Genomic DNA, 18,000 nt, shown 5'->3' on the forward strand with positions numbered 1-18,000 from the left:
AATAGATCCAGTCCAACAATTAGACTGGAGACGATCGCAGCAGATCGCACCCCCACCATTCCACATCAGGCAGGCTTTCTCGTGTCCCACCGCAGCATCACCCTCCTGGCCGTCGCGGCCGCATCCGCTCTGCTTCTGGCCGGGTGCGCCCCTGCGGCCGGCCCCGCGAGCTCGACCCCCGCGGCCGGCGGCACGCTCACCTACGCGACCGGGTTCGGCGAACCCGACTGCCTCGACCCGCACAACGGCGGCAACATGCCGCAGGCACTCGTGGGCACCAACTTCCTCGAGTCGCTGTTCTCCCAGGACGCCGACGGCACCATCGTGCCCTGGCTCGCCACCGCAGGCACCCCCTCGGCCGACGGGCTGAGTTGGGACATCACGCTCCGCGACGACGTCACCTTCACCGACGGCACGCCGTTCGACGCGGCAGCGGTGAAAGCGAACATCGAGCAGATCCAAGATCCGGCAACCGCGTCGTCGACCGGCATCCTCGCGCTCGGCAAGGTCACCTCGGTCGATGTGGTCGACCCCACCACCGTGCGCTTCAACCTCTCGGAGCCCGACAGTGCCTTGCTCGAGTCGCTGGCCCAGACCTGGCTCGCCATGGAGTCCCCCGCCGGGCTGGCGCGCGGCCTCGAAGCGAACTGCGAGGCACCGATCGGCACCGGGCCCTTCATCGTCGACAGCTGGACCAAACAAGACAGCATCACGCTCGTGCGGAACGAGAACTACAACTCCGCGCCGGCCGGAGCCGCTCACGACGGACCCGCCTACCTCGACAAGATCATCTGGCGCTTCATCCCCGACTCCGCCACCCGCTTCGCAGCCCTGCAGTCGGGCCAGGTCGACGTGATCGACGAGATGCAGCCCGACAACGTGGTGGCCGCCGCGTCGAGCGACCAATTCGACGTGCTCACCGGCGCACTGCCCGGCGCCTCCATCCGTCTGGAGCTGAACTCCGGGTTCGCGCCCTTCGACGACGAGCGGGTGCGCAAGGCCTTCGTGCACTCGGCCGACGTGAACCCGGGCATCGAGAGTCTGTTCTTCGGCACGGCCGAACGGTCCTACTCGGTGCTGTCGTCGAGCACGCCGTTCGGGGCATCCTTCCCCGACGACTTCACCATCGACACCGCACTCGCCAACCAGCTGCTCGACGAGGCCGGCTGGACCGGCCGCGACTCCGAGGGCTACCGCACGAAGGACGGCAAGCGCCTGGTAGTCGACTTCCCGATCTCGACGAACCAGTCGATTCCGGCCGAGCAGTCGTTGTTCGAGCAGATCCAGGCCACCACGAAAGACGTCGGATTCGACGTGGAGCTGCACCCGCTCGACCTGTCGTCGTGGTACTCCGCGCTCGGGTCGTGGGACTTCGGGGTGACCAGCGCGATCTACACCAAGAACTCGCCCGACGTGCTGCGCATCCTGTATCACTCGTCGAACATCATCCCGGCACCGAGCGGCTACCACGCGAACAACGCGCACGTGTCGATCCCCGAGCTGGACTCGCTGCTGACCGAGGCCGGCGAGACGACGGATGACGCTTCGCGCGCCGACCTCTACGAGCAGGCCCAGAAGATCCTCTCCGACGGCGCGTACGTGTTGCCGCTCTACGACCACCTGCAGAAGATCGGCTACTCCACGAAGGTGCAGGGGCTGTCGCTTCTGCCGACGCTGCAGATCCCGTACTTCGGAGACGTGTGGGTTCAGCAGTAGCTCTCCCTTCCGCTCCCCCGGCTGCGCCTTCGGCGGGCCGGGGGTTTCGGCGTGCCCGCGTGGGGTCTTCGGTGCGGTGGGTGCTGCTGCGACTGGGCGGTGCCGTGTTCGTGCTCTGGGCGGCGGCGACGCTCACCTTCTTCGGGCTGCGGCTCATCCCGGGCGACCCGGCTCAGGCCATCCTCGGCGGGCCGGGATCGCAGGCCAGCGCAGAGGCGCTCGCCCAGGTTCGGGCCGAGTACGGGCTGGACCAGCCCCTGCTCGTGCAGTATTTCGCGCAGCTCGGCCGGCTCGCGACGGGAAACCTGGGCACCTCCTACTCGCTCAAGACACCGGTGATCGAGGTGATCGGGTCGCAGATCGGTGGCACGCTGCTGCTGGCGGCGCTCGCCCTGATCGTGGCGTGGGTGATCGCGCTGGGGCTGGCGCTGTGGTCGACGCGAGGCGGGCGCGTCGCCGCCGCCGTCGGGTCGGCGCTCGAGATCGTGGCCGCCGCAGTGCCGCACTTCTGGCTGGCGACCGTGTTGGTGCTGGTGTTCAGCACGACGCTGCGCTGGCTTCCGGCGGTGAGCACGGCCGGGCCCTCGGGGTTGGTGCTGCCTGTGCTCACTCTGGCGCTGCCGCTGGCGGGATTCCTGGGGCAGGTGATGCGCGAATCCGTGCTGGATGCCCTCTCGGCGCCGTTCACGCTGTCGGCGCGGGCGCGTGGCGAAGGCGAGAACGGGGTGCGCTGGCGGCACGTGCTGCGGCACGGATCGCTCCCCGGCATCGCGCTGTCGGGCTGGGCCTTCGGCTGGTTGATCTCGGGAGCCGTGGTGGTGGAGACGATCTTCGCGCGGCCGGGGCTCGGACGCACGCTGCTGAACGCGGTGCAGCTGCGTGACGTGCCGCTGGTGGTGGGCGTGGTGCTGGTGGTGGCGTCGGGGTACGTGATCATGACGGTGGCGACGGATGCCGCGAGCCGGCTCGCCGACCCGCGGGTGAGGGCCTCATGAGCGGGGCGAGGGATGCACGCGGCCGACTGCGCCCGGGTGCGTCGGCGCCGTATCGACGGAGTTCCGCACCCAAAGCGGAGCGAGACTCCTTCGTTTGGCACATTCGCGCCGAAACTCCGTCGTTTTCGAACGGCGCGAGGCAGGTGGGGGGCGTATGACTCTGCCGACGAGTGTCATTGCAGGAGGGGCGCCGCCTCACGAGTCAGGTGCCGGCGCCGGCGCGACGCGCGAGGAGGACGTGCGTGCCGCGTCCGGGCGCGGCCTCGGAAGAGCCCGTGGGGTGCGCGGGTTCTTCGGCGCGCTCGGAGTGGGGCAGTGGATCGCGGTGGGTTTTCTGCTGCTGCTCCTCGTGGCGGCGTTCTTCCCCTGGCTGCTGGCGCCCGGCGACCCGCTCGCCATCGACCCGGGCGACGCGTTCAAGGCGCCGGGGTGGGGGCATCCGTTCGGCACCGACGAATCGGGCCGCGATGTCTACACCCGCGTGGTGCACGGCACGGCACCTTCGCTCGTGATCGGCGTCTCGGCGACGGCCATCGGCATCCTGCTCGCCCTCGTGCTCGGCACCGCGGCCGCACTCGGCGGACGGATCGTGGATTTCGGGGTCAGCCGTTTTCTCGAGGTGCTCTTCGCGTTTCCGGGGCTGCTGCTGGCGTTGCTCGTGATCACTGTCTACGGGCCGGGGATCGTGACGTCGACCATCGCGGTCGGGTTGGCGACGGCACCCGGGTATGCGCGGATCATCCGTTCGCAGACGCGGGCGGTCGCGTCGTCGGCGTACGTGGAGGCGGCGGTGGTGCTCGGGAAATCGCGGGGGCGGATTCTGGCGCGGCACATCCTGCCGAACGCGGTGGCGCCGGTGTTCGTGCTCGTGACGCTCGGTGTGGGGCAGGCGATCGTGTGGGCGGCGGCGCTCAGCTACCTGGGGCTCGGGGCCGAGCCGCCCGCGGCGGAGTGGGGCGCGATGCTGTTCGCCGGCAAGAACTACGTGACGACGGCGTGGTGGATGACGTTCTTCCCCGGCCTCGCGATCGTGCTGAGCGCGGCGGCCACGACGGTGCTCGGGCGCGCTCTGCAGCGGCGGGGTGCGCGGTGAGCGGCGGTTCGGGCGCAGGGGCGCTGCCGGGAGGCGACGCCCTGAATCGACGGAGGCTCGGCGGAAATGCGGACTCAGACTCCGTCGTTTCGGGGAACGGTGCCGAAACTCCGTCGGGAGCGGGCGGCGCGGGGCGGACGGGGGCGGAGCGGGGCGGCCGGGAGTCCGGCCGCGGATCCGGCCGCGGGTCCGGCGGCAGGTCCGGGGTGCCGCTCGTGCGGGTGCGGGAGTTGCGGGTGGGGTTCGGGCGACGCGATTCGGTGCCCGTCGTCGACGGGGTGTCGTTCGAGTTGCACGCGGGGCGGGCGCTGGCGATCGTCGGGGAGTCCGGATCAGGCAAGAGCGTCACCGCACGGTCGCTGGTGGGGCTGGCGGGCGCGGGGTCATGGCAGTCGGCGGAGGCGCTCGACGTGCTGGGCGCATCCGTGCTCGGGCCGGGTGGGAAGGGCACAGGCGCCGGGAGATCCGGCGGGCGCGATGGGCGTGGCGAGCGCGATGGGCGCGGCGATCGGGAGGGGCGCAGTGAGCGCGATGGGCGCGGCGAGCGGGAGGGGCGCGGCTGGGACGCACAGGAGGGCGATCGCGGGTGGCGCGGCGGCGACGCAGAAGGCGGCCGCCCGGGTGACCGCTCGGGGCGGGGGGACGCGGGGCGGGGGGACGCGGGGCGGGGAATGTCGGCGGCGGCGTGGCGGCGCATCCGGGGGCGGCAGATCGGACTGATCGTGCAGGACGCTCTGGTGTCGCTCGACCCGCTGCGGCCGATCGGGCGCGAGATCGCCGACGGATTGCGCCTCCACACGACGCTCTCGGTGGCCCAACGGCAGGCGCGGGTGCTCGAACTGCTCGACTCCGTCGGGATGCCCGATCCGGCGTCGCGCATCGGTCAGCGCTCGGGCGAGCTGTCGGGTGGCCTGCGGCAGCGGGCACTGATCGCGGCGGGGTTGTCGGCCGATCCGCCGGTGCTCATCGCCGACGAACCCACGACGGCGCTCGACGCGACGGTGCAGGCGCAGATCCTGTCGCTGCTCGAGACAGTGAAGGCGCGGGGCACGGCCCTGTTGTTCATCAGCCACGACCTCGCGGTGGTGTCGCGGATCGCCGACGACGTGCTCGTGATGCGCGGTGGCCGCGTGGTGGAGTCGGGTCCGACGGATGCGGTGCTCCGCGACCCGCAGCACGCGTACACGCGGGCGCTGCTGCGCGCCGTGCCCACGGATGTCCCTCGTCGCGTGCGCCTGAGCGCCCCCTCGGCGCCTGCCGCCGCTTTCGCCCATTCCACTCGTCCCGAAGCGGGCGAAAACGGGGCTGACCTGCCCACTTCAGGACGAGTCGTCCCGCCCGCTACCGGCGGGAAGACGGCGGTGCTCGAAGTGCGGGGGGTGCGCAAGGCGTTCCCGATCCGGGGTGCGGGGCGCGGGGTAGAGCGGGTGGCGGTCGACGACGTGTCCGTCGTGCTCGAACGCGGCACCACTCTCGGACTGGTGGGCGAGTCGGGGTCGGGCAAGACCACGCTCGCGCGCATCGTGCTCGGGCTGACCGCGCCCGACGCCGGCACCGTCACCCTCGACGGGCAGCCATGGGCACCCCTGCCCGAGCGACAGCGCCGCCCGCGCCGCAACCGGCTCGGAGCGGTGTATCAGGATGCGCTCTCCTCCTTCGACCCGCGCCTCACGGTGCAACAGATCCTGGCCGATGCGCGGAGCGGGCGGCGCGACGCGCACTCCGACCCGCTCGCAGGTGCAGGTGCGACCACGAGCATGCGCGAGCCCCTCGCATCCATCGCCCAGCTGGTCGACGACGTGGGGCTCACGCGCAGCGTGCTCGAGCGCCGGCCGCTCGAGCTCTCGGGCGGACAGCGGCAACGCGTGTCCATCGCTCGCGCCCTCGCCGCCGATCCGGCCGTGCTGATCTGCGACGAACCGGTGTCGGCGCTGGACGTGTCGATCCAGGCGCAGATCCTCGACCTCTTCGACGAACTGCAGCAGCGGCACGGCCTCAGCTACCTCTTCATCTCGCACGACCTCGGAGTGGTGCAGCACATGAGTGACCGCATCGCGGTGATGAAAGACGGGCGGATCGTGGAGGAGGGCGAGACCGCCGCGGTGTTCGCAAGCCCCGCGCATCCGTACACGCAGGCCCTGCTCGCGGCAGCACCGCGCCTCACGACCCGCTGACTGTCGGCCCGGACGCTTTTCGGGCGGGACGCGTGCATTTCGGGAGGAGGAGCGCGCAACCGGGCCCGTATACGGGTTTCGTTGCGCGCTGCTCCTCCCGAAACGGGGAGTTCAGCCCTCGGCCGAAGACAGCGCGGGCGGCTTCCGCGACGACGCGGAGGAAGAACGGCGCCCGCAGGCGCGCTTTTCGGGAGGAGCTGCGTGCAACGAGGCCCGGCTGAGGGCTTCGTTGCACGCTCCTCCTCCCGAAACGTCACCCGGCCGAGTGGCGGCCGCCCGGGGCGGCGTCCGAGCGCCGCGCGCGACGCACCAGGAGCAGCACCGCACCGAGCGCCAGCACGAGGCCCGCACCGAGCGCCAGCGACCAGACCGGTAACCCGGTCGACGCCAGCACGTCGGCCGGCACGGTCACGCTGCCGCCCGGGGTGTCCGAACCGCCGCTGTCGCCGCCGTCGGCCGCGACCGCCACCAGCACGAGCGAATGCTCGCCGCCGGGGAAATCCGCCGGCACCGTCACCACTGCCGCGACCACTCCTCGGGCGTCGGCGACCGCCGTGCCGAGCACCGCGACCTCCGAGTGCAGCTCGAGGCGCACCGTCTGTCCCGGCAGGAATCCACTTCCCTCGACCAGGATGCTCGCACCCGGAGTGACCGTGAGCGCCGCGGGCGTCTCCGATCGCGTCAGCGTGAGTTCCGAACCCATGTTGCCGGCGAGGTCGACCGCCCGAAGCACCACCGAGCTCGGCGACGCCCCCTGCGCGATCAGAGCGGAAAGCCCGTCGATCCAGGCGTCGCCATCGAGCGAGTACTGCACCCGGGCGATGCCCGAGCCCGCGTCGGAGGCGGAGTCCGAACCGGCGGATGCATCGGCATCCGTCGCCACCGTCGTCACCCGTCCGCTCGGCGAGAGCCAGCCCCACACGGTCGGCGCGATGCCGTCGACGCGCGACTCCACCGAGACCGCGGCGCTGACGTTGCCGGCAGTGTCGCTCGCTCGGTACTGCACGGTCACGACGCCCTCCGGCAGGGCGACCGGGGCGGTGTACGCCGCCCAGTCTCCGTCACCGAGACGATAGGAGACCGTCGGCGAGTGCGTCTCATCGTCGGTCGCGGTGAGGGTGAGCTCCGCGCCCGCGAGGTGCCAGCCGTTCAATCCCTCGTTCGAGATCGACGCCGAGACGACGGGGGCCGTGGTGTCGGGGATCACGATCTCACCCGAGATCGAACCGACCTCCTCGACGTTGCCCGCGACATCCGTCGACCGGAACTCGAGGGTGAAAGCACCGGGTTCCGTCACCACGACCGAGGTGCCGTCGAGCGTCTGCCAATCGCCCGAAGCGACGCGGTAGGAGGTCGAGGAGACCCCTGACGTCGCGTCGGTGGCGGACAGGTCGACCGTGCCGGGCCCGGATGCGACGCTGCCGTCGAATCCGTCGCCGAGCGTCGCCGTGGTCTCCGGCGCCCTGGTGTCGATCTTCACGCCGGCCGTCTGCGGAGCCGAGGTGTTTCCGGCCTCGTCCTGGGCCTGGAACGACACCGTGTGGGCGCCGTCGGCGTCGAACGAGAGCGGCCCGGTGTAGGGCGCGAGCGCACCACCATCGGTGCCGGCCGAGATCGCCGCGTCGCCTCCGCGGTCGTCTTGCGCCGCGATCGCGACCCCGACCGGAGCGCTGGTGAACCAGCCGGTAGCGGGGTTCGGCGCAGACGGAGTCGTGGTGGCGACCACCTGCGGAGCCGTCGTGTCGGCCGGAACCGGAAGGGTCAAGACATCGGCGATGGACGGGTCGTAGAAGGCGTGGTCGTCGAGGTTCTCGAACCTCACCCGCACGGTGTCGCCGGCGGCGTGGGATGCGTCGACCACCAGCTCGTAGGTCTCGGTTCCGACCCCGGTGGTATGGCTGAACTGCCGCGTCGTGATCTCCTCGCCGTCTACGTAGACCTTGTACTTCTTGGTCTGCGCGCGGTCGTAGGTCTCGGTGACACGCAGCAGGAAGGGCGAGCCCTTCTTGACCGCCGTGTCGAACTCGAAGTACGAGAAGTCGGTGAGGTGCCCGGCGTACCGGCGGGTCAGCCCCGCCTCCGAGTTCGTGCCCGAGGAGCTCGACGCCGTGAGGCCGTGCGCCTGCTCCGACGCGCTGTCGCCGAGGTCGACGTGGTCGTACACGATCGCGGGCAGCGGCGCGAGCGTCACCGTCAGCGACGCCTGGGCAGACGCGAACATCGTTCCTTCGTGCACGAAGTCAGCGGTCAACTGCGCTGTGCTCGAGGCGTTCGCAGCTGCGAGCGGAACCGCCACGGGGACCCGCACCGTCGCCTCCGACCCGCCCGGAACGATCAGCGTGGCGGTCGGCAGCGGAGCCGCCCACCCCGACGGCACCGATACCTCGAGGTGCCCGGCGGCCGGCTGCGTGCCCGAGTTCGACACGACCGCCACCAGTTCGGCCACCCCGCCCGGGGCGACCGTCGACGGATCGAGCGTCACACTCGAGAACTGCACCGGCGAGTCCACCCCGACGGAGGCGTCGAGCGCGAGCGCGATGGCACTGCCCGCGAACTCGTAGCCCAGCGGTACCGACGCGGGAACCGCACCCGGCACCTGGCCGAGCGGCACGGTGAAGCCCAGGTCGGCGGATGCCTCGGCACCGGCCGCGACGGAGGCTGCGATCGGCGTCGGGTCGCCTTCCACCGCCCAGCCCTCGTCGAGACCCTCGAGCGACGCCTGGACGTCGGTGATCTCGGCCGTGCCCCCGTTGGAAACGGCGACCGTGACGGCCCCGGCCTCGCCCGGCTTGAACCCGGCGCGCGCCGGCGTCGCCGTTGCGGTGACGTGCAGCAGCGTCGAGATGGTGACACCGAGTTCGGTGCGCACGGCGGCGGCCGCGACCGCGATCGCCGAGATGGCACCATCGCCGCCGGAACCGCCCGAACCGCCGGAACCGTCGCCGAGTCGCTCGATCCACCCGTCCGGCCCATCGATCGCGTCGAGCGCTGCGAGCGCCTCGGTGAGTCCTCGGGCCGTTGCGACGTCGTCGGTCCCGCCCGCGAGGTCGAGCGCGGCGGCGGCACGCGAGCGGGTCGCGGCGACGAGCGCCTGACCCTCGTCGCGCTGAGCGGCGTCGATGGCGCCGGCGGTGAGCGCCGCGTCGATCGAGGCCGCGAGCGCGTCGATGCGGTCGATGACCGCACCCACGGCTTCGGCGCGGTCGTCGACCACGAAGGAGTAGTCGCCCGATCCGATCGTGACGAGCACCGAGCCGTCGGCCTCGGAGACCGAACGCACGCCGTCGACCTGGTCGAGCATCCGTCCGCCCTCGGTGACGGCCCAGCGGTTCGCCGCCGGCACGTGCACCACGGCGGTCGACCCGACCGGCACGTGCGTGGCCAGCGTCAGGGTGTCGCCGGTGCGCTTCCAGTCGGTGCTCACCGGCCCGAACGGCGTCTGCGTCGTGGCCTTCGCCCAGGCGAGCTGGTCGGTCACCGCCGGCGCGATCGTGATGTCGCGGTAGCCCGTGGTCTCCGACGAGCGGATGCCCGCGACGTCGTGATAGAACCAGTCGTCGACCGTGCCGAGGAAGTAGTGTCCGCGCGAACGCGCGTCGAGCGACCAGTGCTCCCACATCGTGGTGGCGCCGTTCTCGATCATGTAGCCCCAGCTCGGGTACTCGGTCTGCACCGCCACCTTGTAGGCGAGATCGGCGTGCCCGTACTGCGTGAGCATCGGCAGCAGGTACTTCGAGCCGAGCGAGCCGGTGTTGAGCTTGTCGCCCTTCGCCACCACGTCGGCGGCGAGGCTGTCGGCCACCCGCTGAGCGGTCTCCGCGTCGGGCGCCAGGTCGAAGGCCAGCGCGAGGGCGTTGTGGGTCTGGCGGTAGCCGTTGTCGCCCGAACCGCGGTAGTAGCCCGCCGCGGGGTCGAGGAACGCCTTGTTGAAGCCCTCCTTCACCACGGCAGCGTTCGCGGCGAAGTGCGCCGCGTCATCCGCGTTGCCGAGCAGGCTCGCCGTCTTCTGCATCGACGTGAGCATCGTGTAGAGGTAGGCCGTGCCGCTGACCCGCGAGTCTTCGGGCGCATTGCCACCGGCGGGGCTCGCTTCGGGGCTCACCCAGTCGCCGAGCCGGTTGTCGGGCACGACTCCGCCGGGCGAACGGCCGAATTCGAGATCGACATAGCCCTTCATGCCGTCGTAGTACTTCTCGAGCACCTGGATGTCGCCGCCGTACTGGTAGAGCCACCACGGGATGAGGATGTACGCCGAGTGCCACGGCGTCGCGACGCCCCACTGCCCCCACTGGTCGGAGCTCGGCGCGATGACGAGCGGCGCACCGGCCGCGTCACGCGAGTCGTTGATGTCGCCGATCCATTTCTCGAACAGGTTCTGCGTGTCGAGGTTCATCAGGAACATCTCGGCACCCACCGCGGCGTCGCCGGTCCAGCCGTTCTTCTCGAACATGGGCGTGTCGGTCGGGATCGAGTGGATGTTGTTGAGCAACGTGTCGACCACGGCGCGGTGGGTCTCGTTCATGATGCGGTCGGAGCTTTCGAACGAGCCGGTCTCCGGCGCATCCGTGTGCAACGCCAGTGCGGTGAAGGCGTCGACGCTCGGCGCCTCTCCGCCCGGCCAGCCGGTCACCTCGATGTATTGAAAGCCCTTGTACGAGAACTTTCCGCCCCAGCTCTCCGGCGTACCGGTGCCGGCGAGGGTGAAGGTATCGGTCTGGAAACCGTTCGCGAATCCGCCGTTGTTGCTGAAGTTCGGCCGGCCGTCGGCGAGCAACTTCTCGCCGTATTGCGCACGGATGCTCGTGCCCGCCGCTCCCTCGGCCGTGAACCGCACGGTGCCCGCGAGCACGCGCGGGAACTTCACCACGTAGTCGCCGTCGGCGACCTCGGTCACCGACTCGGCCGGCAGCTCCTCGGTCACGCGGATGGGCTGCTGCTGCTGGTTCATCAGCTCGCCCTTCGGCCCTGCGACCTCACTGGCCGCGACCCAGCCGCGGGCGGCGAAGCCCACGGTGTCGAAGCCGGGCTGCGCCTTGCGGGCGTCGTAGCGCTCGCCGCCGTAGAGGTCGTCGACCAGGGTCGGGCCGTCGTGCAGTTTCCAGCTGTCGTCGGTCACGACATCCTTCGTCGTGCCGTCGGTGTACTGGATGCGCAGCAGCGCGCGGCCCACGGGCTCGTCGTGGAACGGCGGGCTCTGCCAGTTCCACACGTTCGGGTTGGTCATGCCGTAGAAGCCCCGACCGAGTTCGAGGCCGATGGCGTTGGCACCGGGCTGCAGCTGGGTGGTGACATCCGTCACCGTGTACTGAGCGTGGTCGTCGTAGTCGGTGAAGCCGGGCGAGAGGATCTCGTCGTTGATCGGTGCGCCGTTCAGGCTCACGTTCGCGTAGCCGCCGGCGGCGACATAGAACTTCGCGGAGGCGACCGCGGCACCGCCGTCGACCGTGAACTCCTTGCGCAGCAGGGGCGCCGGTGCGACCGGCGGGGTCGGCGGGCGCACGCCCGAGCCCCACGGCCCGGAGCCGTAGACGGCCTGAACGGCAGCGGCCGGCCAGGCCGAGTCGTCGAATCCGGCGGCCTCGAAGCCTGACGGCACGACCTTGACAGCCTTCCAGTCCGCATCGGTGCGGAACACCTTCGCGCTGCCGTCGGAGTAGGTGACCTCGATGGCCGCGAGAAGACCCGCGGGCGAGTTCGGCCCGTTGTTCGTGCGCACGGCGACGACCGGGTCGGAGTCCGACTCGGACAGATCGACCGTGAACAGCTTCGCCCCCTGCCACTCGTTGACGGCCCCGGTCGTCTTGCCGAGCTCCTCGCCGTTCAGCCAGAGCGTGTACGAGTCGTCGGCGGTGATCACGATCTCGGCCGACACGGGGTCGAGTCCGGCGGGCGACACGAGCGTCTTGCGGAAGGCGCGCGGCTCGGCGGGTGCGGAGGGCGCACCGGCTTCGGGCGTCCAGATCCAGCTCGATCCCTGCACCGACACGGCGTCGTTCGCGTCGTGCCGGGCGTTGCCGATCCAGGCGCTCCCGGCCCAGTCGGCGTCGTCGAAGAGACCGGTCGAGAAGGTGGAGCGGGCCGAGGATGCGCCGGCCGAGGTCTCCACGTCGACCTGCCAGACGTAGTCGGTGGCGGGCGCGAGGGCCGCTCCCCCGAACGCGACGGCGGTCGAGGCGTCGGAGGCGACGACCCCGCTGTCCCACACCGCGCCGCTCGCCAGGTCGGCTTCGGTGGTGGCCACGCGGATGCGGTACGACGTCTGCGTGACGTCACGCGCCGCCGAGCTGGTCACCCAGGAGAGCCGCGGAGCAGCGACGTCGATGCCGAGCGGCTCGCTGCGGTTCTCGACCTCCAGCGTGCCGAGGGAGACACCGGCGGCCGGCGCAGTGGCGGCCGGCGCACCTGTGAGCGCGCCGGAGGCCCCGAACGCGGCGGCGGGAACGGCAGCGCCGCTCACCACCAAACCGAGGGTGACGAGCCCGGCCAGGAGGCCGGGACGGAGGCGGCGAGGAGACAGATTCACAGCGAGGAGTTCCAATCGTCGTCGATCGATGGGGGTCATGCGGAGCGTCGGCGGCGCACGAGCACGACCGCCAGGCCACCGAGCAGCACCAGCAGCGCTCCGCCGATGACGAAGGGCAGCACGGTCGCTCCGGTGTTCGCGAGCACGGTGGCGGGGATCGTCACGGTACCGTCGCCGGTCCCGGGGTTCGCTCCGGGACCGGTGCCGGGGTCGGTACCGGGGTCCGTTCCGGGGTCGGTGCCCGGGTCGGCCACGACCGTGAACACCAGGCTGTGCTCGCCGCCCGGCAGGTCGGCCGGGATGAGCACCGAGACCGAGATCACGCCCACCGAGTCGGCTACCGGGATGCCGAGCAGCACCGGGTCGGAGTGCAGTTCGACCCGCACCTTCTGGGCTGGCTGGTAGCCGCTCGACTGCACGATCGCGCTCTGGCCGGGCTCGATCGTGAGCGCCGGAGGTGTGGCGACCGGTGCGAGGGTCAGCACCTCGCCGCGGTTGCCGGCCACGTCGACCGATCGCAGCTGCACCGACGAGGGCGTCGCATCCAGAGCTGCCAGGTCGGAGAGCCCGGTTACCCACTGGCTGCCGTCGAGTGAGAACTCGATCGACTCGATGCCCGATCCGCCGTCCTGGCCGAAGGCCACGACCCGCTCGCCGGCAGCACCGCTGCTCAGCCAGCCCCAGGTGGTGGGCTCGGTCGCGTCGACCCGCAGGGTCTCGGTGACCGGTTCGCTCACGTTGCCGGCCACATCGGTGGCGCGGTAGGAGAACTCGGTGCTGCCCTCGGGCAGCGCGACCGGGTTCTCATACGCGGTCCAGGCACCGGAGCCCAGGCGGTACTCGATGTCGTCGACCCCGCTGCGGGCGTCGTCGGCTCGCAGCGTCGCGGTGGCTCCGCCGAGGTACCAGCCGTTCGCGCCGGCCTTCGACACGTCGAGCATCACCGAGGGGGCGACGGCGTCGCCCGGCACCGGAAGGGTCCAGACATCCGCCACCGACGGATCGTGTGTGCCGATGCCGTTGAAGCGCATCCGGATGGTGACCGTTCCGGAGGAGGTGAGGGTTCCGTCATCCGGAACCAGCACCTGGTAGGTCGCGAGTCCGGCCGTGTTCTCGACGCGCTGGTTGAGGCGCGTGTTCACCGGGGTGCCGTTGACGAGGATGTCGTAGGACTTCACCTGCGCCTGGTCGTAGGTCTCGATGGCTCGGATGAGGAACGGCTCGTTCGGGGTGACCTTCAGGTCGAACTGGAACCACGATCCCACCACGCCGAGGCCCGAGTAGCGGCGCGAGAGCCCCGCTTCGCTCGAGGTGCCGCCGTTGCCTGAGGAGGTCACGGCGTGCGCCTGCTCCGAAGGCGCGTCGCCGAGATCGACGTGGTCCGTCGGGTCGGCGGGCGGTGTCGCCAGCGTGATGTCGGTGCTCGTGCCCGTCGAGGCCAGCGTCACGGTGTCGGCCACGAAGCGCACGGTGAGGTTCGCGGCTCCCGCGTTCACCGTGAGCGGGATGGCGACGGTCACCGAGGCCGGCACCGTGCCGCCCGCCGGGATCGTGACCTGACGCGAGGCGATCGGCACGGGCCAGCCGCTCGGAGCATCCACCACGAGGGTGCCCGTGATCGCGGTGCGGGCCGCGTTGGCGAGCACCGCGTCGACGCGGGCCGTCTCGGGCGACGCACCCGCGGCACCCTGCTGAGTGGTGGTGATCGAGCCGAAGCTCACCGCCGGAGTGACCGTGACGAGGGTGGATGCCACCTCGAAGTGCCGCGACTCGGCGGAGACCGTGGCGTCGACCGCCGCGGAGACCGTGACGTCGCCGACCGGCAGCACCACCGGGAGCGCGACCGTGAACGGCAACTCCTGCGTCTCGCCCGGGGCCACCGTGTCGAGGGCGAGGGTGGCCGGCGCGGCGGCGAGCTCGCCGGAGCCGGGGCCCGAGACCGTCAGCGCCGCCGAGAATCCGGTGACCGGCGTCGTGCCCGTATTGCTCACCCGCACCGTGCCGCCGACGCTCTCACCCGGCAGCGACGCGGGTGTCGACGACACGACCTCGACCGTGATCCCGCTGTTCGCGGGGTCGGAGGAGAAGGCGTAGGAACCGGAGCCGACGGCGACCGTGACCGAGCCGCTCTCCGCCGACACGGCGGTGAGGCCGGGAACCTGGCTGAGCGGCAGACCGCCCTCGGTCACGGCCCACCGGTTCGCCGCCGGGATCGTGACCGTCGCCGCGGTGTTCACCGGCACCGACACGGCGAGGTTCGTGGTGCTGCCTTCGACCGTCCAGTCGGAGGCGATCGTGCCGTAGACCGACTCGAAGGTGCCCTTGCCGTGCGTGAGCCCACCACCGATCGACGGAGCGATCGCGAAGGTCTTGTAGCCCGCATCCGTGGCCTGGATGCCGCCGATGTTCTGGTACATCCAGTCGCCGACGGCGCCGTAGGCGTAGTGGTTGAAGGAGTTCATGCTGACGTCACCGAAAGTGCCGTCGGGCCGCAGGGAATCCCAGCGCTCCCACATCGTGGTGGCGCCGGAGGCGACTTCGTAGCCCCAGGAGGGGTAGGTGTCGTTGTTCAGCAGGCGGTACGCGACATCCTGATGCCCCGTCTTCGTGAGAGCGGGCAGCAGCCACGGGGTGCCGAGGAAGCCGGTGGAGAGGTGGTAGTCGCGGCTGGCGATCTTCGCGACGAACATGTCGCCCACCTTGCCGAGGAGGCCTTCGGGCACGAGATCCATGCCGATGGCGATGGCGTAGGCAGCCTGGCTGCCGCCCTGCACGGTGCCGTCGGCGGCGATGAAGCGGGCCGCGAAGGCATCCTTCACATCGCTCGCGAGCGTCGCGTAATGGGCGGCGTCGGCGGTCTCGCCGATCGCGGCGGCCATCTGGCTCATCTGGTCGGAGATGAAGGCGTAGTACGCGGTGCCGAGGAGGCTCGCGTCCGTCGGATCGTTTAGGTGCAGCCAGTCGCCGTAGCCACCGCTCGAACGGATGAGGCTCGGGCCGGTCGACGACTCCACGTACTCCATGAAGGTGCTCATCATGGCGTAGTTCTCGCGCACCACCCGGGTGTCGCCGTAGCTCTTCCAGAGCGTGTACGGCACCGTGATGCCCGAATCCGACCAACCGGTTCCGCCGCTGCAGCACGCGGCCGCCACCGGAGCGACGCCGGGCAGGTCGCCGTTGGACTGCTGCGAATCGCCGAGGTCGACCAGCCACTTGCTGAGGAACGCGAGGGTGTCCTGGTTGAAACTCGCGGTGGGGGCGAACACGTTGATATCGCCGGTCCAGCCGAGTCGCTCGTCGCGGGCCGGGGTGTCGGTGGGAATCGACAGGAAGTTGCCGCGCTGACCCCAGGTGATGTTGCTCTGCAGCTGGTTGAGCATGGCGCTGGAGGTCTCGAGGCTGCCGGTCGTGGTGAGGTCGGAACCCCAGACGAGGCCCGTCACCTGGTCGAGCGTGGGAGGCGTCGCGACGCCCGTGACCTCAAGGTAGCGGAACCCGTGGAAGGTGAAGGTCGGTGTGTAGGTCTCGGTGCCCGTGGTGGCGAAGGTGTAGAAATCGGTGGCCTTCGCACTCCGCAGGTTCGCGGTGTAGAGCGTGCCGTCGGGGTTGAGCATCTCGCCGTAGCGGATGGTGGCTGTCGAGCCCGCGGTGCCGGTGAGCTGCAGCTGGGCGACGCCGACCATGTTCTGGCCGAGGTCGTAGATCCAGGTGCCGGGTGCCGATTCCGCGACGCTGACGGGGGTGCGCTGTTCGGTGACACGCACCGGTTCGTCGCTCTGCGCCTCGAGCAGATCGGTGGCGTCGGATGCCGCGGCGTCGGCCACGGTGACCGGCGACCAGTCTGCGGCGTCGAATCCGGGGCTCTGCCAGCCGGGCTGGGCGCGCGTGGCGTCGTAGCGCTCACCCATGATGATGTCGGATTCGACCAGCGGGCCGTAGGAGGCTTTCCAGCTGTCATCGGTGGCCACGACGTCGGAGCTGCCGTCGGAATAGTCGATGCGCAGCTGCGCGATCACCGACGTCTCGGTGCCCCAGACTCCCGTGCCGAAGCTCGCGATGTTGCCCGCGTACCAGCCGTCGCCGAGCATCGCGCCGAGGGTGTTGGCGCCGCCCTGCACGAGGCCGGTCACGTCGTAGCTCTGGTAGTCGATTCGCTCGTCGTAGTCCGTCCAGCCGGGGGCGAGCTCCTCATCGCCCACCTTCTGGCCGTTGAGGCTCAGCTCGTAGACGCCGCGGGCGGCGGCGTAAATGCGGGCCGAGGTGACGGTCTTGGCGTCGGTGGCCACGTCGAAGTCCTTGCGCAGGATCGGCTCCGACGGCTCGGCACGGAAGATCGCTTCGGTGGGCGCGCCCACCTTGAGGCCGCCGGCGACCAGCGTGCCCCCGGTGAACGGGTTCCGGCCGTCGCTGAAGTCGGTGTCGAGCAGCACGCCGTTCTGGGGCGAGGTGACGGTGATCTTGTGGATCGTCGACTCCTCAGGGCCCTCCTGGGCGACCGATTGCCGGAATCCGACGTAGCCTTCGCTGTGGCGGGTGTCGGTGCGCCGGTCGATCTGCTTGCCGTCGAGGAGGGTCGTGATGGTGCTGCCGTCGAAGGTGATGCTGACGTTGTGGGTTCCGGTGGTGAGCGCATCCTTCGAGATGAACGCGGAGATGTCTTTGCTCTCGAGCAGCGAGTATCCGCCGTTCACCTTCACGTGCGGGCGGAAGCGCGGCGTGCCGTCGGCCACGCTGAGCTGCCACATGTAGGCATTCGAGAGATCGGTGGCGCGGGCGTAGACACCGAGCACCAGGCTGTCCATCGTGAAGTCGACGGATGCGGTGTAGTCCGACCAGCGGTCGAGCTGGGCGGCCGGGTCCGGTCCCCCGATCCAGTCGGCCTGCCACTCGTCGGCCGCCAGGAGGCCGGTCTCGAACCAGGCCGGCGCGCTCCACTCCGACGAGGCACCGAGGTTGCTCTCGGTGCGCACCTGCCAGAAATAGCGGGTCTGCGACGCCAGGGCCGGGCCGCCGTAGACGACGTTGAGCTGCTCGGCGGACTCCACGCGGCCCGACTGCCACACGTCGGCGCTCGCCAGAGCGGCTTCACTCGACGCGACCCGCACCTCGTAGGCGGTCTGGATGACGCCGCGATCGGGTGAGGTGCTCTTCCAGCTGAGCACGGGCGCGTCGCCGTCGATTCCGAGCGGGTTCACCCGGGCGTCGGTGCGGAGGTCGTCGGTGACGAGGGGGCCGGAGGCGACGCGCGGAGCGGTCGCGGCGGCGCCCGACCCGGTGGTCGACGTGACGGCCGACGCGGGAGTCGCGGCGAACAACAGGCCGCCGATGGCGACGGCAGCCACCGCGACGCCGGCGACCGAAGCCCGGAGAGTCGACACGGTTCCCGATCTCGTGGATGCCCGGTGTGAGCTACTGGACTTCATGAACGGCGTCGTCTCCTGCGTCTCTTCGTCGAGTACGTCGGTGCCGGCTGAGGGGCCAAGCACCGTCGGAGGCGCA

The 18,000-nt window shown here is 70.7% G+C and carries 6 protein-coding genes; 4 read left to right on the forward strand and 2 right to left on the reverse strand.

What is annotated here, in order from left to right:
* Nucleotides 1-81: 81 nt before the first annotated feature.
* From N1027_RS17150 to N1027_RS17165, 4 genes are all read left to right on the forward strand, one after another.
* Complete coding sequence (locus N1027_RS17150; RefSeq protein ID WP_259509432.1) at nt 82-1,716, forward strand: ABC transporter substrate-binding protein; 1,635 nt, start codon at nt 82-84, stop codon at nt 1,714-1,716.
* A 59-nt stretch (nt 1,717-1,775) separates the two neighbouring features.
* Nucleotides 1,776-2,711: an ABC transporter permease gene (locus N1027_RS17155; RefSeq protein ID WP_259509434.1), complete on the forward strand. Its 936-nt coding sequence runs from the start codon at nt 1,776-1,778 to the stop codon at nt 2,709-2,711.
* 238 nt (nt 2,712-2,949) lie between these two features.
* Nucleotides 2,950-3,804 (forward strand): ABC transporter permease, encoded by an 855-nt coding sequence (locus N1027_RS17160; RefSeq protein ID WP_372499760.1) that lies wholly within the window; start codon nt 2,950-2,952, stop codon nt 3,802-3,804.
* A gap of 206 nt (nt 3,805-4,010) precedes the next feature.
* On the forward strand, nt 4,011-5,978 hold the full coding sequence (locus tag N1027_RS17165; RefSeq protein WP_259509437.1) for a dipeptide ABC transporter ATP-binding protein: 1,968 nt from the start codon (nt 4,011-4,013) through the stop codon (nt 5,976-5,978).
* A gap of 253 nt (nt 5,979-6,231) precedes the next feature.
* Here N1027_RS17165 and N1027_RS17170 read toward each other — a convergent pair whose 3' ends face one another.
* On the reverse strand, nt 6,232-12,540 hold the full coding sequence (locus N1027_RS17170; RefSeq protein ID WP_259509438.1) for a family 78 glycoside hydrolase catalytic domain: 6,309 nt from the start codon (nt 12,538-12,540) through the stop codon (nt 6,232-6,234).
* The gene (locus tag N1027_RS17175; protein ID WP_259509440.1) at nt 12,537-17,879 is read right to left on the reverse strand and encodes a family 78 glycoside hydrolase catalytic domain; all 5,343 of its coding nucleotides are present in this window, start codon (nt 17,877-17,879) and stop codon (nt 12,537-12,539) included. The genes N1027_RS17170 and N1027_RS17175 overlap by 4 nt, the downstream gene beginning before the upstream one ends.
* Nucleotides 17,880-18,000 lie beyond the last annotated feature (121 nt).

This window comes from Herbiconiux aconitum, assembly GCF_024979235.1.
Classification (GTDB): domain Bacteria; phylum Actinomycetota; class Actinomycetes; order Actinomycetales; family Microbacteriaceae; genus Herbiconiux; species Herbiconiux aconitum.